Source organism: Protofrankia sp. CiP1_Cm_nod4 (assembly GCF_982290645.1).
In genome coordinates, this window is record NZ_CEVIVC010000085.1 from 1 (window position 1) to 21,118 (window position 21,118).

Sequence of the window (21,118 nt, forward strand, 5' to 3'; positions counted from 1 at the left end):
TAGCTGCCCGGATGATTTGACGGTGTGTCCGCGGCCTTCGGATGGCCGGATGGCCGGATGGCGTTCGGATACTCCGATGCGGTCACGACGGCTGGCGAACTCCGCCCGTGGATCGATGCTGATCCGCTCTCGAGAAAGGTTCCGGCGATGACGGTCTCCAATTCCACGGTTCCGCGCGGCCCATCCCAGGCGTTTCCGCGGCACCCGCCGGCGGCCGGCGGGCCGCCACCGACCTGCTCGGCCTGCACCGTGACGGTCGGACAGCCGCCGAGTTCCCCAGGGTGCGCCAGCTGCTGGCGGACGCCTCCGCGCAGGAGCTGGCCCGGGCGGGGCGCCTGCTGGCCCAGGTCGACCCGGACGAGGTGCTGCGGGAGCATCCGTCGACCCCGGTCGTGCGGATCGCCGTCACCGCGCACGGGACGGTGTCTGCGCTGCTGCCGGCCCTGGCCGGGGAACTGGGCCGGCATGGCCTGCTGCTGCGCCCCCATCTGGGGGCCTTCGACAGCTACGTGTTCGAGCTCACCGATCCCGGCAGCTCCCTGCACGCCCACGGGGCCGATCTCGTCCTGGCCCTGCTCGACCCGACGATCGTCTTCGACGAGGTGCCGCTTCCGTGGGATCCCGACGCGGTCGAACGGGTCCTGGACGCCAAGATCTCCCTGCTCGAGACGTTGGTCACCCGCTTCACCGAGATCAGCCGGGGAACCCTGGTGCTCAACACGCTGCCGTTGCCACGCCGGTTCACCGCCCAGCTCGTCGACCATCGGTCGCGGGCCCGGCTGGGGGCGGTGTGGCGGCGGGCGAACGCCCGGCTGCTCGGCCTCACCGAGCGCTTTCCCGCGCTGGTGGTGCTCGATCTGGACCCGCTCGTCGCCGAGGGCGTGCCGGTCACCGACCCCCGGCTGACGGTCTACGCCAAGGCGTACCTGTCCACCGAGCTGCTCGCCGCCTACGCGCGGGAGGCCGGCCACCTCGCCCGCAACATCGCAGGGCGTACCAGCAAGGCCCTGGTGCTCGACCTGGACAACACCCTGTGGGGCGGGATCGTCGGTGACGACGGGGTGGAGGGCATCGAGGTCGCCGGCTCCTACCGGGGTGAGGCGTTCCGGGCCGTGCAGAAGGTCGTGAAGCAGATCGGGGCGCAGGGTGTGCTGCTCGCGGCGGTCAGCAAGAACGAGGCCGACGTGGTGCGCGACGCGCTCGCCGGGCATCCGGAGATGACGCTGCGCCCGGACGACTTCGTGCGGGTCATCGCCAACTGGCGGCCCAAGCACGAGAACCTGCTGGACCTTGCTGCCTCGCTCAACATCGGGGTCGACAGCTTCGTCTTCGTCGATGACTCCCCCTACGAGCGCGGCCTCGTCCGGGCCGAGCTGCCGGACGTCGCCGTGGTCGCCGTCGACGAGGATCCCGCCGGCCACCTGGACGCGGTGCTGCGTGACGGCTGGTTCGACACCCGGGAGCTGACCGCCGAGGACCGGGTCCGGGCACGGCGCTACCGGGAGGAGCTCGACCGCCGCGACTTCCAGGAGAGCTTCACCTCGATCGAGGACTACCTGAGCGGCCTGGAGATCGTGGTGCGGCTGGGGGTCGCCCGGGATGCCGACGTGCCCCGGGTCAGCCAGCTCACCCTGCGGACGAACCAGTTCAACACCACGACCCGCCGGTTGCCCGCGCCGGACCTGCGCGATCTGCTCGACCGGCCGGAGCACACGGTTCTCACGATCCGCTCCGCGGACCGTTTCGGTGACAACGGCCTGGTCGGCGTGGTCTTCCTGCGCCGGGTGGAGGAGGTCGTGCACATCGACAACTTCCTGCTGAGCTGCCGGGTGTTCTCCCGGGGAATCGAGCAGGCGTGCCTGGCGACCGTGCTCGAACGCGCCCGTGACACGGGCGCGCGCGCTGTCGTCGCCGCCTACCGGCCGACGGCGAAGAACCGCATCGTGGCTGACTTCTACCCCCGGCACGGGTTCGCCCCGACCAGCCCGGCATCCGTGGACGGCCCGCGGGGGGCGAACGCGCGGGACGGCGGCGATGGCGCGACGACGTTCCGGCACGATCTGACGTCGCTCACGCAGATCCCTGCCTACGTCACCCTGCTCGACGAAACCCTGGTGGCTGGCTCGTAGGCGGGTGACCGGCAGGCACCGGCAGAAGTGGCCGGCAGGCACCGGCGGAACAGGTGCTGGCGGACCCGGACAACAGATACAGATACTTGCCAGACAACAGATACTGACCAGACGGCAGTACGGCCCGCCGTGACGGCGGGCCGTATCCGCTGATGTGGTCGATCGTCGCGAGTTGCCGGGCGATGGTGTAGGGCTCGCTGTAGGTGGTCGACACCGTCCCGACCAGGCCGATGTTGCTGCTGACTGCCGCGAGTGCGCCCAGCAGCGCGATCGGTTCGAACTGGGTCAGGTACTGCGGGGTCGAGTTGGCGTTGATGTGCAGGGTGTCGGTGATGAAGAGCAGGTCGAACCGCCCCTTCTCAGCCGTACGGATCCACTGCTGGTAGAGTTCGAAGTCAACGGAGCCGTCCGCGGGCACGTCGGGATGGCGCCAGCCCGCGACCGCGCTGCCGAGCCCGTGCAGCAACGCGCCCAGCTTCAGCCTGCGGTCTGCTGTCATGGTCGTCCACTCCTTCTCGGATGCTTCTTCTTGGCCGCTCCCGGGGATGCCGGTTTCAGCCTGTGACGGTGCTCCCGGGCTCCGAGAGGGCCGGGGCCGGGCCGTGGTCACGGCCGTAACGCTCGGGACCGGGGCCGGGGGCCGGCAGCGGGCTCGACGCGAGGAGTAACTGGGTGTAGGAGTGCTCGGGTGCCGTGAACACCCGCGCGGTCGGCCCCTCCTCGACGATCCGGCCGTTGTGGAGGACCGCGACCCGGTCCGCGACGTCCGCCATGCTCGCGAGGTCGTGCGAGATGATCAGCATGGCTATCGCCTGGTCGTCGCGCAGCCGCGCGAGCAGCCGCAGGATGTGCGTGCGGTTCGCGGCGTCCAGGGCGCTGACCGGTTCGTCGCAGATCAGCAGCCGGGGGTGGGTGACGATCCCGCGGGCGATCGCGACCCGCTGGCGCTGGCCGCCGGAGATCTCGCCGGGCAGACGGTCGAGGAACTCCGGGCCGAGGCCGACGGCGACGAGGGCCTCGGCGGCGCGCTGACGGCGTCCCGCGGGATCGAGCTCCCGGCGGATCGCGAGCCCTTCCGTGACGATGTCGACGACCCGCTGGTCGGGGTCGAGCGAGCGCAGCGGGTCCTGGAAGATGAACTGGATCCGGCCACGGCGGCGCAGCGCCCGCCGGTGCCGGCCGCGCAGGCCCTGGATCTGCGTACCCTCGAACCGGATCGTGCCGGCGGTGGGGCGCACGAGGCCGACGACGGCCCGGCCCAGGGTCGTCTTGCCCGATCCCGTCTCCCCGATCAGCCCGACGATCTCGCCGGGGGAGATCGTGAGGGCGACGCCGTCGAGGACGGTGTGGGTGATCCCGTCCGGGCCGTGGAAACCGGCCCGCAGGCCAGCCACCCGCAGCAACGGCTCGTCGTCCGCGGGAGACAGGTCGTGGGACGGTCCGGTGCTGGCCGCTGGGCCGGCGTCGGCCGGCAGCTGGGCGGTGATCGGTTCGCCGGCCGCGTCGGAGTGCTTGCGGGCGGCGGGCACGAGCTCAGACCCGGACAATCGGAGCCTCCTGAGCGGACCCGGGGGAGGCGGCCGGCACAGCGCCTGCCGAGACCGCCGCGACCAGGGAACGGGTGTAGGGGTGGGAAGGCCGGTGGACGATCTCGTCGGCCGGGCCGGTCTCGACGATGCGGCCACGGTGGAACACGGCGATCCGGTCGCACACGCCCGCCACGATGTCGAGGTCGTGCGTGACGAACAGCAGGGACATGTTCAGCCGTGTCCGCAGGGCCGCCAGCAACGCCAGCACCTCGGCCTGGGTACGCACGTCGAGTGCCGTGGTCGGCTCGTCGGCGACGAGCAGGTCCGGCTCGCACGAGACGGCGACGGCGAGCATGACCCGTTGCTGCATCCCGCCGGAGAGCCGGCTGGGGATCTGCCGGGCGACCTTCGCCGGATCCCGGATCTCCACCGCGGAGAGCAGCTCGAGGGCCCGCTGCCGGGCCGCCTGCCGGCCCAGCCCACCCTGGCGGCGCAGGGCCTCGGTGAGCTGCCGGCCGACGGTGAGCGACGGATTGAGGTAGGACGCCGGATCCTGGAACACCGTCCCGATCCGGGCGCCACGCAGCGGGCGCCACTGCTTCTCGGTCAGCGCGGTCACGTCCTGGCCGTCGAAGACGATCGTTCCGCCGCTGACGACGCAGCCTTCCGGCAGGGCGCCGAGCAGCGCGCGGCAGGTGAGGGTCTTCCCACTGCCGGACTCGCCGACGAGCCCGAGAGCCTCACCACGGCCGAGAGTGAAGCCGACCGCGCGTACCACGTCGCCCCGGTGGCCAGTGGCCGTGTGGCTGGGCGCGGTCACCCACAGATCCGTCACCCGCAGCAGCGGGGCACCGGAGCCTTCCCGGCGCACCGGGTCGTCGGGAACATTCGGGGGGGTCCCGCTACTCGTACGGTCGGCTGTGCCCATGCCCGGTGTGTCCGTGGCGGCCGGGCTCCCCGGCCCAGCCGTGGCCTGCTCAGACAGGTCGGGCGAGGTGACGGGAGATGGTGAGGTGGCGCGGGACAAGCCCCGACGCGAATGCCTCGGGGCTCTGACGTCGAGGCCTTCGCGCAGCCCGTCCGCGAGGGTGTGGAACGACCAGATCGTCAGGACGATGATCAGCCCGGGCCACAGCGGCGCGAGCGGGTCCTCCCACAGATGGCTGGTTGTCACCGCGAGCATGCCGCCCCAGGTCGGCGCGGGAGGCTGGCTGCCCAGGCCGATGAAGTTCAGGCTCGATCTGGTGAACACCGCGCCGCCCAGCGTGATCGAGGTGGTGACAGCGATCGTCGGCAGGACCTTGCGCCCGACATGCCGGCGGATGATCCACCATCGAGAGGCGCCCAGCAGGGCGGCCGACTCGACGTACTGGGTGCGGCTGAAACCGAGCGCCTCGGCCCGGACGATGCGGAAGAAGCGTGGCGCCATCAGGAACCCGATCGCGATGACCAGGGCGGCCGGGCCGTTCGAGAACAGCCCGCCGACCGCGACCGCGAAGATCACGGTGGGCAGTGTGAGCAGCGCGTCGACCGTCCGCAGGGCGGCGAACGCGGACCAGCGGCCGAGCAGTGCGGAGGCGATGCCCGGCAGCACGCCGAGCAGGGCGCCGAGGGCCGTCATCGCCACGGCGCTTAAGATCGTCTCGCGGGTGCCAGCGACGAGCCGGCTGAGGGTGTCCCGTCCCAGGTAGTCGGTTCCCAGCCAGTGGCTTCCGCCGGGAGCGGCCAGGGCCGAGTCGAGGTCCTGGGCCAGGGGGTCGTGGGGGGCCAGCGTCTCACCGGTCACCGCGACCGTGAGAATCACGATGATGAACAGGCCCGCCGCCCGGGTGGGCAGCGAGGAGAAGACGGCCCGCAGGGCGTGTCTCATCGGTGCTCCTCCCTGGTGGCCGGCCGCAGCCGGGACAGCAGCGTGTCGACGGTGATGTTGGAGATCAGGACGAACGCGACCGTCACCAGCAGCACTCCCTAAATGACTGGCACGTCATGGCTGGTGGCGCACTGCAACGCGTATCGTCCGATCCCCGGCAGGCCGAACACCGTCTCCACGACGACGGCCCCGCCGAGCAGGTCGGGCAGCTCGAGGCCGAGCGTGGCCAGGGCGGGCCCGGCGGCGTTGCGCAGCGTGTGGCCGAACAGAATCCGAGCCGGGGACAGCCCGCGCAGCCTCGCTCCGACGACGTAGTTCTCCCCGAGCGAGCTCACCAGGGAGGTGCGCAGCTGCCGGGCCACGACGGCGCCGGGCAGCAGGCTGAGCGTGAATCCCGGCATGATCACATGGCGGAGCCAGTCGAGGGGATCCTTCGCGATCGGCACGTACCCGCTCGCCGGCAGCCATCGCCAGGTCACCGCGAACAGGACGACCAGCACGACCCCGACCAGGAACACCGGGACGGTGAGCGCGAGCGAGGACACCGCCGTCACCAGCCGGTCGACGACGCTTCCCCGCCACACCGCCGCCGCGATACCGGCCGCGGCGCCGAACAGCACGGCCAGCACCACGGCGACGCTCACGATCGACAGGTCGGCCGCGAGCCGCTGCCCCAGGCTGTGGGCGACCGGGATGTCGGAGAAGTACGACCTGCCGAGATCCCCGCTGACGGCGTCGCCCAGCCAGCTGAGGTACTGGGTGACGAAGGGGCGGTCGAGCCCCCACAGGTGCCGCAGCTCGGCGACCTGCTCCGGGGTCGCGTTCTGGCCGAGCTTCTGCGCGGCCGGGTCGCTGGGCGACAGGAAGGTCAGGGCGAAGATGACCAGGCTGCTGATCAGCGCCACGATTACCGCCGTGGCCAGCAACGCCGCCACGCGGCGGACGGCGGGCAGGACGACCCTGGTCGCTCCCGCCCGCCGGCCCCGCGGGCCGAGTGTGATCTCGGTCATGGGATAGCGGGTCCGCCTACCCGGCCAGCCGGACGCCTTCGAGCCGCGGTGAGGTGAGATACCCGACCAGGCCCGTCAGCTTCTTCGAATGGGCGAGCAGCCAGGGCTGGGAGAACACCAGGACATCCGAGCCCTTGGTAGCGGCTATCTTTGTGGCCTCCTGCAGGGCGGGGGCGTAGCCCGGGTCGTCGATCGGGAACCGGGCGACGTTCTTCAGCGCCTCGGTGAGTGCCGCCGGGTCGTAGCTGCTGTACTGCGTGGCGGTGGTCGCGAGCTGCTGGGCCGGGGCTTCGCGGCCGAAGGTCCCGCTCAGCAGCAGGCCGACCTCGCGCTTGACGTAGAAGCGTTCGGCGACCTGCCCGAACGGGATCTTCTCCAGTTTGACCGTCAGCCCGATCGCCTCGAACTGGGCCTGCAACAGCTGGGCCTCCACCTCGCGGTCCACCCCGCCCGGGCTGGTGAAGTAGCTGATGACGACCGGCGTGCCGTCGTATCCCGCCTCGGTCAGCAGCGCCTTGGCCTTCGCCGGATCGTGAGTATAGAGGTTCTCAAGTGACGGGTTGTAGCCGACGTAGCCACGCGGGAAGGGCTGGTAGACCACCTCGCCGTGGCCGGCGTTGAGCTTGTCCAGCAGTTCCTGCCGGTTGACGGCGTGGTTCAGCGCTTCGACAATCTTCGGATTGTCGAACGGCTTGATCGTCCGGTTGATGGCGAGGTTGGAGATCTGCAGGCTGCGGAACTCCTCCACCTGGAGGCCCGCCGCGGTCAGCGCCTTGGCCTGCGGTGGGGAGATGTAGTTGGCCAGCTGTATCTCGTCGCTCTGCAGCGCCGCCGCGATGGTGGCCGGGTCGGAGAGGAACTTCAGGGTCACCCCGGCGAGGTGGATGTTCGCCGCGTCCCAGTAGGCGGGGTTGCGCGTCAGCTCGGCCTGGCCGTCCGGCACGTAGCTGGTGAGGGAGAACGGACCGGCGCCCACGGGCTTCGTGGCCAGCGCCTTCACGTCACCGGCCAGCGCCCGGGGACTGACGATCATGCCGCTGCGCCCGCCGAGGACGAGGGGCAGTGCGTAGTCCTGGCGGCTGAGGTGGAAGACGGCCTCGGTCGGGGTGGCCGCGTCCACCGAGGCGATCGCGGCGAGGGACGGCGCGACCTGCGAGCCCGTCTGGTTCTTGCCCCGTTCCACGTTCTGTCTGATCGCCGTGGCGTCGACCGGTGCGCCGTCGGAGAACGTCTGGCCGGGGCGGAGGGTGAAGGTGAGCGTGAGTCCGTCAGGGGAGAACTTCCACGCTCGCAAGCCCTGGCCCGGCATCACCGTCGGGCGCCAGCCGTGTCAGGGAGGCGTAGGCGAGGCTCAGCGGGGTGACGTCGATACCGGAGTTGGAGGCGACGGGATCCCAGGTCGACAGTGGCGGTATCGACCAGCTCAGCACACCGCTGGCGGCGGAGGGGTCCGAGGACACCGTGTCGTCGCTGCCGCAGGCGGCGGCGGTCAGCGCGACCGCCGCTACTACGACGGCGGCGAGAACGGGGCGTCGACCGCGCCGGTGGCGGCGCCGACGGCTGACAGCGGATAAGACGTTCTGCACCGTGTTCCATTCATATACGGGTACGGCGGGCCACGGGCTGCGTCCGCTGAATCTTGTGATGACCGGATTCTTTTGTGGTGTGTCATATAATTGTGCGCCTGTTGTTGTGTTGACGTGGATGCCATGCCGACGTGGATGCCGTGTCGACACGGATGAAGTGTCAGCATGGACGACGTGCCGCCGTGACATTCCTGATGTGGACGCCTCGGCGTTTGTTTGTGAGATGTCGAGGCGAACATCGAGAACATGACCGGCGCTGGGCCACGACTGGCACGGACGTGACCGGGCCGTGACGATTCATCGGTCGGTACGGAAGGCGGGGCAGGAGAGCTTCCGTCGCGGAGGATGCGGGTCAATTTCTGGAAATGACTGGTGATACGGGAGCGGATGGTACCGGGTGGCCAGCGTCCGGGTGGCTGGTGTCAGAGTCCCTGACTCGTCGTCCCTGATCTGTTCGGAAACGACTACCGGCTGCTCGGCCTGTGGCGGCCCGAGATTTCGCGGGATGCCCGGTTGAACGATCCGCCCGGACCCGGACAGGAAGCGGTCACAACGACACCGAAGTCGACATGACGCCGACGGAAGAAGCTCATCCGCCGAATCCTCACGCCCCTGTACACGCCGTCGAGGGTAACCGGAACGGGACACACGGGAACGCGGTCGTCCATTGTGCCCCTTCCTCCGAGATCATCATATGTCGCATCCGACACCGTACCGGCACGGTACTCCGGTTAGCAAGGCCTCCACCAGGAGCTCGCTCCTCGGAGGCGCGCGCTGCCCGCCAGTTCCCATGGTCAGCGATGCGGCCGGTGGCGCGGAGCGCCCACCTGGTTACGTTGTCGGCCGTCGGCGCCTTCACCGGCTTCGCCTTCGGCGGCTTCGCCACGACCGGCGCCCACGGCGCCTGACCCAGGAAACGGGCCCGCGGCCGTACCTCCGCCATGAACCGGGCGGCCTTCTTCGGCAGGGGGAATTCCGGCACGAACCTGTGTCCCGGATAAACGACATCACGCCTGGCGGCTTCCGGCTTCCGGCCGACGCCGCGTGCGCTCTCGTCCGCGTAGAACCGGATCGTGCTGTTCACAATAGGGGGCCGCTCTGGTTCTCGGGGCCGCACCGAACGTCGAGGTCCAAGTGGAAAACCAGTCGATTCACATACGGGTCGGCTGTGAGATCATGGTGAAGTGACCGTACCCGCCCTCATCCTGTGGGACATAGACCGCACCCTCGTCACCATTGGCCCGGTCAGCCGGGAGATCTACGCCCGCGCCTTCCAGTTCGTGACCGGCCGTCCCCTGCGGGAGCTGGCCGACATGACCGGCCGCACCGAGCGCGCGATTCTGCTGGACACGCTCCGGCTCAACGGCGTGCCGGACGACGAGCCGACCTTTGACGCCTTCTACGAGGCTCTTGGTCAGGCCGCCCGCCAGCTCGAAGGCCGGATGAGGGAGTCCGGCCGTCGCCTGCCCGGTGCGAAGGAGGCTGTCGCGAGTCTGGTGGCCAAGGACACGGTGCAGTCCGTGGTGACCGGCAACATCCGCTCCATCGCGGCCACCAAACTTCACGTCTTCGACCTGGAAGACCACATTGACCTGGAAGTTGGCGGCTTCGGGGATGACGACAGCGACCGAACCGTACTGGTACGGCTCGCGGTCAGGCGGGCCGAGGCCAAGTACGGCGTGACCTTCCCACCGAACCGGACCGTCGTCATCGGTGACACGCCGCACGACGTGAAAGGCGCCCACGATGCTGGCGTGCGGGCGGTGGGAGTTGCCACCGGCGGTAGTACCGCGGTGGATCTTGAGGCTTCCGGGGCTGATGCTGTCCTGCCAGATCTCACCCGGCCCCGCGCCCTACGGGCGGCTGTCTTCGGCCTCGTTGGTTAAAGCCGCTGGGTCAGGTCGTCGCCAGGCGGAACCGCTCTGCGAAGTCCCGGGCCGCGGGCACTGCGCCGAACGGCGCCAAGCCGTCTGCAAACTCTTTCAGGCGCAGGGCCACCCGGGTGGATCCGATGGCTTCGCTCACCTCCAGGGCGTTGCCGGCTGTCTGGCAGGCCTGCTCGACGTTGCCAGCCAGCAACTGGCACTTGGCCAGCCGGGACAGGTAGTGCACCCGGTCCCGCACCCGGTAGGGCGCCCGTCGGGTGAGCAGATCAATGGCTTCCGTCAGCGCCGTCGAGGCCTCGGTCGTCAAGCCCAGTTCGAGGAAGCAGGCACCCTCCTGGGCCGCTACTTCCACCTCGTCGACGTAGGATACCCACAGTGGTTCATCGCGGTGGCCGGCGCGCTCAAAGTCGGCGCGGGCTGTGTCAAGGCTTCGCAGACAGCCGTCCTGGTCACCCACCCCGGCTTGGGCACGGGCCAGGCGGGTGCCCAGCATCGTCCTGGTCAGCGGCGTGAGGTTCGTGGTCCCCGAGGCCAGCGCGGTTTGCGCCAGTGACAGTGCCGGCCCTCGCCGCCCCCGGTAGGTCTCCTGCAAGCTCATGTACGCTAGGGCGCTGGCGGCCAAGCCCGGTTCGTCGCCCTCGTGCGCTACGTAGATCGTGGTGGTGAAGTAGCGGCGGGCCGTCCCGTGGTGGTCGGCGTCGAGCGCCAGCCAGCCGGCCATCTGGGACAACTGTCCGAAGGGCACGAGCCCGTCGCCCGAGTCCTGCTCTACGGTCACTGCCATCCGGGCGACGTAACGAGACAAGGGCAGATACAGACTGTCACCACCTAGTTCGTCGTCGAGCTGCAAGAACAACTTCAGCAGCAACTCGGCACTCTGGCCGTTGGTCATGCCGTCGAAGGCCGAGATCCCGATGGTGGGTGTGCGTCTCTCGCCAGCGGCCAGGGGCAGCCGGCCAGATGTCAGGCTTCCGAGTAAGGCGGGCAGATCCGGCCCCACGGGCACGGCCGCCGCCGCCGGGGCGGACTCGACCGGTTCGCTGCGCTGCTCGGGGAGCTGAAACCACAGGAAGCGTCCCGGGATGCGCAGGGTCCGTGCCCACATCACAAGCCGGTCCAGGTCCTTGATCGGCGGGCCCGACTCGATGCGGGACAGCTGCACCTGGGAGATACCGACCCATCCTCCGACCAGCTCCTGGGACAGCACCCGGCCGTGCCACGGATTGCGTCGGTAGGCGGCGACGACCCGGCCGATATGCCAGCTGGCCAAGGCATCGCGCAGCTCGTCCGTCTGCCAGAAATGATCTGGCACCACCGGGGCTTGGAGACGCAGTTCCTGCCGTTTGCGCTGGCACGCCGCACAGGATCCGGTGGCGTTGTAGCGGGCCAGTCGGCTCCCGCAGGAACGGCAGTACCGGCCCGGTGCGACGTTCATATTTTCCCCGACCTGTCCCCATTCGCGGCCGTCCCGGCGCGCTCGGCAACAGTGTAAACACACGCCCGTCACCCCGGGTCAAATCCTGGAAACATCACGTATAGGCGTCATACATCCCTGGGCATGGTGGGGTCCGGGATGCTCGTTCACGCTTGAGCCCAGGCGCCCGGGGCCGGGTCGAGGTACGGCTCCCCGGTTCCGGGCGTTGTCCACATCGGGTGATCTTCATATCAGGACGGGAGGGCCGGTGGACGCAAACACCGGAGGGCAGGACTCCGCACTGGGACCGCCGGGCGCTGCGGCGTTGCACCGCATCGCCGTTGGGTTCGCGGCCGCGTGGGGACATCTGGAAGCCATTGGCGTCGCCCTCGCTTGCGCCGTAGACGAGCTACCCACCACGGCCGTGGGGCAGGCGGTCATCGAAGAGCGGACGGAAGCGGTTGCGGCCGAGCTACGCCGCTTGGGCGGTTCAGCCGGCATGAACCTGCCGTCCGCAGTGGCTCCGCAGCCAGCCGCCCATCTGCGGTCGAGCGTCCATCAGTTCGCCGCGACCACCACGGCCCCGGCGCTGGCCCGACATGAGGTAGCCCAGTTACTCCAGACCCGGGGACTTGGGGATCTCATCGACACCGCCGGTCTCTTGGTTTCGGAGCTCATCACGAATGCGGTCCGGGCCACCCAGGCGCTGGACAGTAATCCGAAATCCATCGTGACCATGCGCCTCAGCTGGGCCGCCGCAAGCCTCATCATCGAAGTCTGGGACCGCAGTCCACAACTGCCCGTACTCCAAGATCAATGCCTCGATGGCGAGGGTGGTCGGGGCCTTCACATCGTGGAAGCCCTGAGCCTCGCTGCAGCCTATTACCCGTCGCCCACCGGCCAGGGCAAAGTCACCTGGTGCCAGATCGAGGCGCCGATACCCGCTGAAGCTGAGGCGCCAACACCTCTTCTTCCATACCGCCGGCCGAGTGTCGCCCGCACCGATCCCGGTCTGGTTTTCGATGATCTAGTGGTATTACGGCGAGTCCTGGACGGCCTGCGCGCCCTTGACACCAGTCTGCCTCGGGGTGACGCTGTGAGATACTAGCGTTCCACTTTTCGCCCACGCATACCGTAACCCGGAGTTTTACTCATGCCGCTTGTCGCAGATAGCTGGATGACCGAACACCCCGCCTGGCTCCCCACCGAAAAAGGGGCGCGCCGCGTATTTGCATTGCCGGGTGGCCCGGTCCTGGCAGAGGTGGAAGGCGACAGCCTCACCCTCACCGCGCTCGGTGGAGACGACACCGAGCCGGCGGCAGACGTCTTCAGCCTGCCGGACGGTGCCGCCGCCGAGGTGCCGCAGTTGGCGAAGGAACTGTCCGGACTTGGGCGGGTGGGGCGCTTCCGTAACCCGTCGCTGTGGGAAGCGCTGGGTACTGCCATCCTGCGCCAGGTCATCCGGGCGGGGCAGTCCAAGAGGCTCTTCCGCGAGCTGTGCGCGGCTCACGGGGAGCAGGTACCGCTGCCGGATGGTGACGCTTACGCGCTGTTTCCTACGCCGGAGACCATCCTTGCTCTGACGGATGAGCGGTTCGCCGAACTTGGCCTTGCCTTCAAACGGGCTGCCTTGCGGGCTGCCGCCACGGCATATCTGAAGCATGGTGTCGGCTGGAGCCGTCTTTCCCTCCCCGTCCTCGTCGACGAGTTGCAAGGCGTTCAGCGCATCGGCCCGTGGACGGCCGGCGCGGCGATCGCTGACTACACAAATGACTGGAGCCTGTATCCCTACGCCGATCTGGCGGTGCGGACCTGGGCGGGACGGGCCGCCCCGTCACACCTTTGGCTCCACCACGAGCGCGCTTTCGGCGCCCAGTGGCGCCATCTAGCCAGCGAACACCTTTCTACGCTCACCCTTCTGACCCTTGCTTGGGGATCGCAGTATGGAGATATCGGATGACGGCGCCGTTCGGGGCGCCGACCTGAGCCGTCCGCTCGACGCGGTATTTGTCAATGCCCCGCTGCGGGACTATAGTCTGCGGCCCCGGGTCAATGATTTCACCCTGCCGGTTCTGGGCATGGCCTACATCGCCACGTATGCGGCAGCGCAAGGCTTCAACGTCGGGATTGTCGACGCCGAAGCCCTCGGGCTTGGCGTCAAGGAAACCTGCCAGCTTGTGAACCGCCTCGGTCCACGCTGGGCCGGCTTCAACCTGCTGGCACCGACGTACGAGATCAGCGCGGAGATCGCCTCCGGTCTGGACCGGGACATCTACGTCATGGTGGGCGGCCATCAGGCCAAAGCCATGCCCGAGACCATCATCACCGACCCCCGCTTCGGGGCTCTCGAAGCTTTGGTGCTCGGCGAGGGCGAGACCCGGGTGGCGGAGCTGCTGAGAGACAGGCGCGCACGGGCCGACCTGCCCGGTGTCATGTGGCTCGACCCAATTCTGCACCAGCCCGTCACCGGCGGCAGGCCAGGCGCGGGCCACCACCTGGCACCCGACGTGGACCGCCTGCCCTTCGTCGACCGCCGCTTCCTGGCGAACGACCCGTACGAGGCGCCGGACGGCCGGATAGAGGCCAACATGGTCGGCGCCCGCGGCTGCCCCTACGATTGCTCCTTCTGCGGCGCCGCCGTCAGCGCCAACCCCGACATCACCATCCGCACCCGCACACCTGCGGGGATCATCGCCGAGATGGAGGCGCTGCACGAGGCCTACGGCGTAACCGCCTTCCGCTTCGTCGACGATCTCTTTCTGGGCTACGAACGATTCATCCGCCGCTGCATGGACGCCTTCACAGCCCACGGCATCGGTGGCCGCTATGTCTGGGACGCCACCGGCCGTATCAACATTCTGCACCGGGCCGACGACGCCTTGCTCGATCTGCTCGCAGCCAACGGCCTGCGCGAGGTGGCTCTGGGCGTCGAGTCCGGCAGCGAACGGCTCCTCGGGTACATGGGCAAACGCATCATGCCGGACATGACCCGCTCCGCGGTCCGCCGCCTCACCGAGCGCGGCATCTCGGTGAAGGGCTACTTCATCCTCGGCTTCCCCACCGAGACGCGCGACGAGTTGGCCGCCACCGTCCGTCATGTCAGGGAGCTGTGGGAAGTGGCCGATCCACATCCGGGGAGCTTCCGGGCCTCCGTCTTCGAGTTCCGGCCGTATCCGGGCACACCGGAGTGGAGCCGGCTGTTGGCCACCGGCCGCTACCAGCCGTCACAGTTGCTGGCCTACACCGCCGTGGACCTCACCAAAGGCGGCGTCGACGAAGCCATGCGGGGGCGCGATGAATTCAACTTCTCGGTGAATATTCAGTTCGGGGAGGCCAATGTGGAGGAGGTACGGGCCGCCCTCATCGAGCTATCCCGCGAGCAGCACGCCCGTTCCAGCATCCGCCGATGAACAGGGGCTTTTTCGTCGCCATCGACGGCCCCAGCGGCATCGGTAAGAGCACGATCACCGCGGCCCTGGCCCGGCAGTTCGCGGGACAGGGCCTGCCTGTGCTGGCTACCAAAGAACCCACGGCCAGTCCCCTGGGTAGCCTCACGCGTTTTGGCACGGACGACTACGAGGGTCTGGCTCTGGCCTGCCTCGTGGCCGCCGACCGCTACCAGCACCTCGAAACCGAGATCCGTCCCGCCCTCGCCAGCGGCACCGTGGTGGTCTGCGACCGCTACGTCGCTTCATCCCTCGTGTTGCAACGCCTCGACGGTGTACCAGCCAAGTTTCTATGGACGCTAACCGAGCAAGCCGACCGGCCCGACCTGACCGTCATCCTCACCGGCGATCCCATCCGCTCCCGCGAGCGGGTGGCCCGGCGCGGCCTCTACAGCCGCTTCCACCGCGGCGGCCCGGAAGCCGGTGCAGCCGAGGCCGAGGCATACCGGGCCGTCGCCGCCGAACTCCAAACCGCCGGCTACGCCGTCGTGGTACACGACATCGGGACTCAGACGGCCGAAGAGGTGGCCGCCGTACTGGCAGCTTCGGTGCTCTCCCGGCGGGAAGGTAGCCGGACCACCGCTCCTTCCTGAGCCGCCCGCACGAGGGAGTCATACGTCTCGGTCGTGCGGGCGGCCGGGACACCCAGCGCCGTGACGAAGGCTGCCAGCTCCTCTTGGATCTGGGCGGCGGGCTCGTCGTCGGGCACCATCCGTTCGAGTTCCAGGAAGGTCCCGACCCCTTCCAACTCGTCCAGGCACAGCGACACGTCGCCGTGCTGGCCGGTGCGCCGCGTCTTCGCCACGCGGACGGTCGCGCGGTACCCCATACGCAGGATGGCCTCGTGCATCTGCCGGCGGTCCGCGACCTCCGTCTCGTATTCCAAGCAGTCCTGAGCATTGACGCCCGGCTCCTTCAGCGTGAGCCAGTGGCGCCCGTCCACTGTGCGAAGCCGCAGGAACGAAACTCCAAGCCTGCTGTCCCCGAAGGACCAGCCCACCGGGGCAAATGCCTGGTCATCCTGGTAGGCCGGTTTGCCAACATGAATACCCCGCGCCCTGAGGGCGACGAGCAGCGCCTCCGGGTCTGCCACGGAATACTTGACCTCGACCTCGCGCACCGGCTACCTCCATAGTTGGAACGACTGCAACCAGTTTAGCGAGACGTCATCCAGGCGCGAGAGCGGGGTTGTCCCCGCATGTCCACCACGAAGGAAAAAATCTGTTACGCATGACATAACGAGCGTTATTCATAGCCCATTGACCAGGAGGCATGGACTTCCTCAGTCGCAAAAACGCGCGCGATGGTCATGGCGGCGGTCCGGTATGTTGTCAGTCGGCTGGGAGATACAGGTCGGCGTCTATCATGTCGTTCATGGCGGTGGCCAGTGCTCGACGCCGTTTCGTCTTTCGCGCCGCATACTCCTCCAGATCGGCCACTGCGACCCGCCGGTGGCGACTGCCGGGAAGGGCCCGGGCCGGAATGGTCCCGTCGTCGAGAAGTTTCAGCAGCAACGGGCGTGAGATCCCCAGGTAGGCCGCTGCCTGGTTCGGAGTCAGTTCGCCGGTGGAGTCGGGGGAGAGGATCCGCACGCGATGCCCGGCCGCCTGCTCATAAGCCGTGTGGAGCAGGGCGCGCAGCACGGCCACGGGCGCGTCGACCTGTACGCCGCCCACGACGAGCACCACCGACCCGGAGTCTGATGACGCGATCGCCTGTTCCACGGCCGATGCGAGGTCCGACGACGCCCGTCGGGTCGGGGCGTCCGGGCTGTTCAGCTCAAGAACCGCCGGATGGGACGTCATGCTTCCTCCCGCGTCACCGGTTCCGCCATCGATGATCATAGTAGCTTCTATCTGAAGCATCTGTAAATCTACTCGATCTCGATCTCGATCGCGGGACGCAGTCGGATCATTGGGATCTCTCGAGCCCGGAAGCCGGTGGGCAGGGGAGTCTCGACGAACTCGCCTCACTGGTGGGTGGACGGCGATGAATTCCGCGCCGCAGCCCGGCTTGCGGTGAACCGGCTCGCGGGCCGTGACAGTATCCGGTATGTAACGCTATGCGCTGCCCGGCCGCATAGCGGACCTGTCGGGCCCGATCGCTACGCTGTGCTGGTTGTCCGTCCGGCCATGCTGTCGTTACCCGGGGCAGGGTGGTCGGCCGGCATGTGTCGGCCGGGCGCTGCCTGGCCAGTGGGGGCAGGCCAGGCGCTGCCTGGCCAGTGGGGGGAGGTGACACCGTCGTCATGAGTGCGGTGATCGAAAATCCGATCATCAACTCGCCGTACGCCGAGCCGAGACGGCACTGGCAGTTCGACGAGCAGGGCCTGATCACCGACGAGCTCGCCGCCGTCCGGCGGCCCAGCGAGTCGTGGATCCCGGTTCCCACCCCTCGCAAGGGCCGGGGGAAGGCGGTGCAGACCGAGCTCGACATCCTCGACGTGGCGGAACGGCGCCGTCGTAACGAGCAGGTCGACCAGATCCGGGACCGGGTCGCCATCTGGCGGCAGCGGCGTTATCCGAACGTCACCCCGACGACCCGCCGTCTGCTGGAGTACTGGTCGGACGAGGAGCGGGAGAACCGCGTCCTGTTCTGCCAGCGGGAGGCGGCCGAGACGGCCGTCTTCATCGCCGAGGCCGCGCCGAAGCAGGGCGACGAGTGGGTCCGCAACGCCCTGGCCGAGCAGAATCTCGACCACAATGACGGGCTGCCGCGGGTCGCGTTCAAGATGGCGACCGGCGCGGGCAAGACGGTCGTGATGGCGATGCTGATCGCCTGGCAGACCCTGAACAAGGTCGCGAGCCCGAACGCGCCCGTTTCACCCGACGCTTTCTGATCGTGACACCCGGCGTCACGATCAGGGACCGGCTGCGGGTGCTGCTCCCCGCGGACGAGGAGAACTACTACAAGCAGCGCGATCTCGTCCCGGCAGATCTGTGGGGCCCGCTGCGCCAGGCCGAGATCGTCGTCACGAACTTCCACTCCATTCCTGCCGCGCGCGACGAAGGAGGGCAGGGGGATCTCGGCCAACACCAAGCTTCTGCTGACCGCGGGCGGGGCGGACGACCCGTTCGTCGAGACCCCGGACCAGATGGTCAACCGGGTGCTGCGGGAGTTCTCCAGCTCCCGCTCCTCCGAGATCATCGTGCTCAACGACGAGGCGCACCACTGCTACCGGGGCCGGGCGGCCGCGGTCGGCGAGAACGCCACGACCGAGGACGACCTGGCCGGAGAGGAGAAGAAGGAGGCGCACAGCCGCAACGCCGAGGCCGGGGTGTGGTTCTCCGGGCTGCGCCACATCGCCCGCAAGATCGGTATCAAGACGGTGTACGACCTGTCCGCGACACCGTTCTTCCTCAAGGGATCCGGTTATCCGGAGGGCTACCTGTTCCCCTGGGTCGTCAGCGACTTCTCCCTGATGGACGCGATCGAAGCCGGCATTGTCAAGATCCCACGGGTGCCGGTGGACGATGACGCCATCGGTGACGAGGTGGCCTACCTGCACCTGTGGTCGAAGGTCGGCACCGAGCTGCCGAAACGGCTCCCGAAGGGCACGACGCTGGCCGGCCAGGGCCTGCCCGGCGCGCTGGAGGGGGCGCTGCGCAGCCTGTACGGCAACTACGCCAAGGCGTTCGCCCGCTGGGAGTCCTCCGACGCGGCCGCCCGCGGTGAGACGCCGCCGGTGTTCATCGTGGTCTGCAACAACACGACCGTCTCCAAGCTGGTCTACGACTTCGTCTCGGGTTTCGAGCAGGCCATGGGCCGGGTGAGCGCCCTGGTGCCGGGGGCGCTGCCGTTGTTCTCGAACGTCGGGGACGGGCGCTGGCTCGCGCGTCCCCGCACGATCCTGGTCGACTCCATCCAGTTGGAGTCCGGCGAGGGCCTGAAGGAGGACTTCAAGAAGATCGCGGCCGCGGAGATCGAGGCGTTCAGGGCCGAGCACGCCGCCCGCACCGGCCGGCCGGGTGAGGAGCTGGACGACGCCACCATCCTGCGCGAGGTCATGAACACCGTCGGCAAGGCGGGCCGGCTCGGTGAAGGCGTGCGCTGCGTCGTGTCGGTGTCGATGCTCACCGAAGGATGGGACGCGAACACGGTCACGCACATCCTCGGGGTGCGCGCGTTCGGGTCGCAGCTGCTGTGCGAGCAGGTGGTCGGGCGCGGCCTGCGTCGACGCTCGTACACGGTGAACGAGGACGGGATGTTCGAGCCGGAATACGCCGAGGTCTACGGCGTGCCGTTCTCCTTCATCCGGGTCTCACCGGAGAACGCCGACCCGCGGCCGCGCCGGCCGCAGACGCAGGTGAAGGCGGTCGAGGACCGGGCGGACGCGCGGATCGTCTTCCCGAAACTCGACGGCTACCGGATCGAGATCCCCGACGGTCGGCTCACCGCCGACTTCGGCAGGGAGCACCATTTCGAGGTGCCGTTCGACATCGCGAGCTGGACGGAGATCCGTGGGGTCGTCGGCGAGAAGGAGGTCCACGACCTCAGCGAGCTGGCCGGGAAACGGCCGCAGGAGGTCGCCTTCCGGCTCGCGCACACGATGCTCAACCGCTTCTTCAACGACGCCGGCGGGCAGCCCCGGCGCTGGCTGTTCCCGGATCTCGTCCGGATCGCCCGGCAGTGGCTGGACGAGTGCGTGACCTACGCGCCGGGAGCGCGCGTCGGTCATCTCACGCTCGCCGAGCTGCGGGAGATCGCGGCCGAGCAGATCTGGCACGCGATCACCCCGGAAAGCGGCCCCGGGGAGGAACGGGCCACCCCGATCTTCCGCCGGTACGACCCGTGGGGCTCGACCGATGCCGTCGACTTCTTCACCACGAAGCGGACGATGCGGACCGACCCGCGGAAGTGCCACGTCAACCATGTCGTGCTCGACGGCTTCGACGGCAACACCTGGGAGCAGATCATGGCCCAGACGCTGGAGTCCCTGCCGCAGGTCGCGGCCTACGTGAAGAACGACCATCTGGAGTTCGACATCCCCTACGTGCACGGCGCGCGGACCCGCCGCTATCTGCCGGACTTTCTGGTGCGGCTGGTCCGACGGGACGGCGACGTGCCCCGGCATCTGATCGTGGAGGTGTCCGGCTCGTTCAAGACGCACAATGCCACGATGCGGGCGATGACCTCCAGCAAGGCGGACACCGCCCGCAACCTGTGGTGCGCCGCGGTGAACAACCACGGCGGGTACGGCCGCTGGGGCTACATCGAGATCACCGATCCGGTGACCACCCGGGAGAAGCTCGACGAGGCGATCGACCTGCTCCACGCGGACGCACCGATCACCGGGCTGCCGACATGACCGTTCCCGGCGGTGTGACCGGTTCCAGGAGAGGGGAAGACAAGCATGCCGCCGCGTAGAAAGGCGCCCGCGCAGGCGGGCCCGGTGCCAGTGACGTCGATCCGCCACGACGACAAGCGGGTCAACATCCCCACCGCGGACGCGCACGACTTCATCCCCGACGAGGTCGAGCAGCCGGTCACCGTCGTGTACCAGCGGGATCCGTCGCTCGACCCGCAGTTGGTCTGGAAGGGCAAGGACGCGCAGGACTCGGTCGACCTCGCGGTGACCGCCCCACCCGTCTACATCCAGGAGAAGATCGACCCGCTGGTGCTGGTCGAGGAGGTCCGCAAGGCATCCGCCCGGGGCGCCCAGCAGGATGAGCTCGACCTGTTCGCCGACTTCGACGGCCTGGACGACTTCGACGCGGTCGACTACTACCGGCACGCGGCGAACTGGTCCAACCGGATGATCCTCGGGGACTCCCTCGAGGTCATGGGGTCACTCGCCGAACGCGAGGACCTCCGCGGCAAGGTCCAGATGATCTTTTTTGACCCGCCCTACGGCATCAAGTTCGGCTCGAACTGGCAGGTCTCCACCCGCAAACGGGATGTCAAGGATGGCAAGCTCGAGGACGCCACCCGCGAGGTCGAGCAGATCAAGGCGTTCCGCGACACCTGGGAGTTGGGCATCCACTCCTACCTGTCGTACCTGCGCGACCGCCTGACGGTCGCCCGCGACCTGCTCACCGACTCCGGCAGCATCTTCGTCCAGATCGGCGACGAAAACGTCCACCTCGTCCGCTGCCTACTGGACGAAGTTTTCGGCAGCGAGAACATGGTGTCGCTGGTGACGTTCCGTAAAACCACTGCGGCGACGGCCCAGTATCTGGCTGGCGTTTGTGACTATATACTTTGTTATGCTTACGATTATGATCATCTTAAGTATAGAGAACTTTATG

At 68.5% G+C, this 21,118-nt stretch carries 19 protein-coding genes; 9 read left to right on the top strand and 10 right to left on the bottom strand.

All coding sequences use genetic code 11. The features are described 5' to 3' along the window. Nucleotides 1-248, bottom strand: a 248-nt coding sequence (locus tag AC5LSR_RS15970; protein WP_493468633.1) for a hypothetical protein, incomplete at its 3' end; no start/stop codon positions are given. 33 nt (nt 249-281) lie between these two features. Between AC5LSR_RS15970 and AC5LSR_RS15975 the strand changes: the two genes are divergently transcribed. Further along, a complete protein-coding gene (locus AC5LSR_RS15975; protein ID WP_250284233.1) occupies nt 282-2,129 on the top strand; it encodes an HAD-IIIC family phosphatase in 1,848 nt (615 codons plus the stop codon). Here AC5LSR_RS15975 and AC5LSR_RS15980 read toward each other — a convergent pair. The 6 genes from AC5LSR_RS15980 to AC5LSR_RS16005 all read right to left on the bottom strand — a co-directional run bounded on the left by AC5LSR_RS15980 (nt 2,092) and on the right by AC5LSR_RS16005 (nt 8,124). Beyond that, on the bottom strand, nt 2,092-2,628 hold the full coding sequence (locus AC5LSR_RS15980) for an LLM class flavin-dependent oxidoreductase (protein ID WP_250284236.1): 537 nt from the start codon (nt 2,626-2,628) through the stop codon (nt 2,092-2,094). The two genes, AC5LSR_RS15975 and AC5LSR_RS15980, sit on opposite strands and share 38 nt — an antisense overlap. 55 nt (nt 2,629-2,683) lie before the next feature. Further along, nucleotides 2,684-3,676: an ABC transporter ATP-binding protein gene (locus AC5LSR_RS15985; protein WP_250284238.1), complete on the bottom strand. Its 993-nt coding sequence runs from the start codon at nt 3,674-3,676 to the stop codon at nt 2,684-2,686. Next, nucleotides 3,663-5,528 carry a dipeptide/oligopeptide/nickel ABC transporter permease/ATP-binding protein gene (locus AC5LSR_RS15990; RefSeq protein WP_250284241.1) on the bottom strand — a complete coding sequence of 622 codons (1,866 nt, stop codon included), beginning with the start codon at nt 5,526-5,528 and terminating at the stop codon, nt 3,663-3,665. Before AC5LSR_RS15990 ends, AC5LSR_RS15985 begins: the two co-directional genes overlap by 14 nt. Before the next feature lie 98 nt (nt 5,529-5,626). Then, nucleotides 5,627-6,538 carry an ABC transporter permease gene (locus AC5LSR_RS15995; protein WP_250284243.1) on the bottom strand — a complete coding sequence of 304 codons (912 nt, stop codon included), beginning with the start codon at nt 6,536-6,538 and terminating at the stop codon, nt 5,627-5,629. 16 nt (nt 6,539-6,554) lie between these two features. After that, the gene (locus AC5LSR_RS16000; RefSeq protein ID WP_250284244.1) at nt 6,555-7,832 is read right to left on the bottom strand and encodes an ABC transporter substrate-binding protein; all 1,278 of its coding nucleotides are present in this window, start codon (nt 7,830-7,832) and stop codon (nt 6,555-6,557) included. Then, nucleotides 7,807-8,124 (bottom strand): hypothetical protein, encoded by a 318-nt coding sequence (locus AC5LSR_RS16005; protein WP_250284246.1) that lies wholly within the window; start codon nt 8,122-8,124, stop codon nt 7,807-7,809. The genes AC5LSR_RS16000 and AC5LSR_RS16005 overlap by 26 nt, the downstream gene beginning before the upstream one ends. Nucleotides 8,125-9,308: 1,184 nt before the next feature. Between AC5LSR_RS16005 and AC5LSR_RS16010 the strand changes: the two genes are divergently transcribed. Continuing rightward, nucleotides 9,309-10,010, top strand: a complete 702-nt coding sequence (locus AC5LSR_RS16010) for an HAD family hydrolase (RefSeq protein WP_250284249.1) — start codon at nt 9,309-9,311, stop codon at nt 10,008-10,010. Between the two features lie 10 nt (nt 10,011-10,020). Here AC5LSR_RS16010 and AC5LSR_RS16015 read toward each other — a convergent pair whose 3' ends face one another. After that, nucleotides 10,021-11,517: an NsdA family TPR-like regulatory protein gene (locus tag AC5LSR_RS16015; protein WP_493468634.1), complete on the bottom strand. Its 1,497-nt coding sequence runs from the start codon at nt 11,515-11,517 to the stop codon at nt 10,021-10,023. Nucleotides 11,518-11,692: 175 nt separating this feature from the next. Here AC5LSR_RS16015 and AC5LSR_RS16020 point away from each other — a divergent pair, with 175 nt between their 5' ends. The 4 genes from AC5LSR_RS16020 to tmk are packed head-to-tail and all read left to right on the top strand — an operon-like array spanning nt 11,693 to nt 15,463. Continuing rightward, the gene (locus AC5LSR_RS16020) at nt 11,693-12,532 is read left to right on the top strand and encodes an ATP-binding protein (RefSeq protein WP_250284252.1); all 840 of its coding nucleotides are present in this window, start codon (nt 11,693-11,695) and stop codon (nt 12,530-12,532) included. Nucleotides 12,533-12,577: 45 nt separating this feature from the next. After that, entirely contained in the window at nt 12,578-13,384 is an 807-nt protein-coding gene (locus AC5LSR_RS16025; protein WP_217699289.1) for a DNA glycosylase family protein, read from the top strand. Further along, entirely contained in the window at nt 13,368-14,834 is a 1,467-nt protein-coding gene (locus tag AC5LSR_RS16030; RefSeq protein ID WP_047223159.1) for a B12-binding domain-containing radical SAM protein, read from the top strand. Before AC5LSR_RS16025 ends, AC5LSR_RS16030 begins: the two co-directional genes overlap by 17 nt. After that, nucleotides 14,831-15,463, top strand: a complete 633-nt coding sequence (gene tmk / locus AC5LSR_RS16035; protein ID WP_250284255.1) for a dTMP kinase — start codon at nt 14,831-14,833, stop codon at nt 15,461-15,463. Before AC5LSR_RS16030 ends, tmk begins: the two co-directional genes overlap by 4 nt. Here the strand turns inward: tmk and cyaB are convergent. Both cyaB and AC5LSR_RS16045 read right to left on the bottom strand, forming a co-directional pair. Then, nucleotides 15,379-15,990, bottom strand: a complete 612-nt coding sequence (cyaB, locus tag AC5LSR_RS16040) for a class IV adenylate cyclase (protein WP_076843543.1) — start codon at nt 15,988-15,990, stop codon at nt 15,379-15,381. The two genes, tmk and cyaB, sit on opposite strands and share 85 nt — an antisense overlap. A gap of 211 nt (nt 15,991-16,201) precedes the next feature. Beyond that, entirely contained in the window at nt 16,202-16,675 is a 474-nt protein-coding gene (locus AC5LSR_RS16045; protein WP_052914604.1) for a helix-turn-helix domain-containing protein, read from the bottom strand. A 443-nt stretch (nt 16,676-17,118) separates the two neighbouring features. Here AC5LSR_RS16045 and AC5LSR_RS16050 point away from each other — a divergent pair, with 443 nt between their 5' ends. The 3 genes from AC5LSR_RS16050 to AC5LSR_RS16060 all read left to right on the top strand — a co-directional run. After that, nucleotides 17,119-17,709, top strand: a complete 591-nt coding sequence (locus AC5LSR_RS16050; RefSeq protein ID WP_250284257.1) for a DEAD/DEAH box helicase family protein — start codon at nt 17,119-17,121, stop codon at nt 17,707-17,709. A 153-nt stretch (nt 17,710-17,862) separates the two neighbouring features. After that, the gene (locus AC5LSR_RS16055; protein WP_493468635.1) at nt 17,863-20,178 is read left to right on the top strand and encodes a BPTD_3080 family restriction endonuclease; all 2,316 of its coding nucleotides are present in this window, start codon (nt 17,863-17,865) and stop codon (nt 20,176-20,178) included. Nucleotides 20,179-20,262: 84 nt separating this feature from the next. Further along, nucleotides 20,263-21,118, top strand: an 856-nt coding sequence (locus AC5LSR_RS16060) for a DNA methyltransferase (protein WP_493465227.1), incomplete at its 3' end; no start/stop codon positions are given.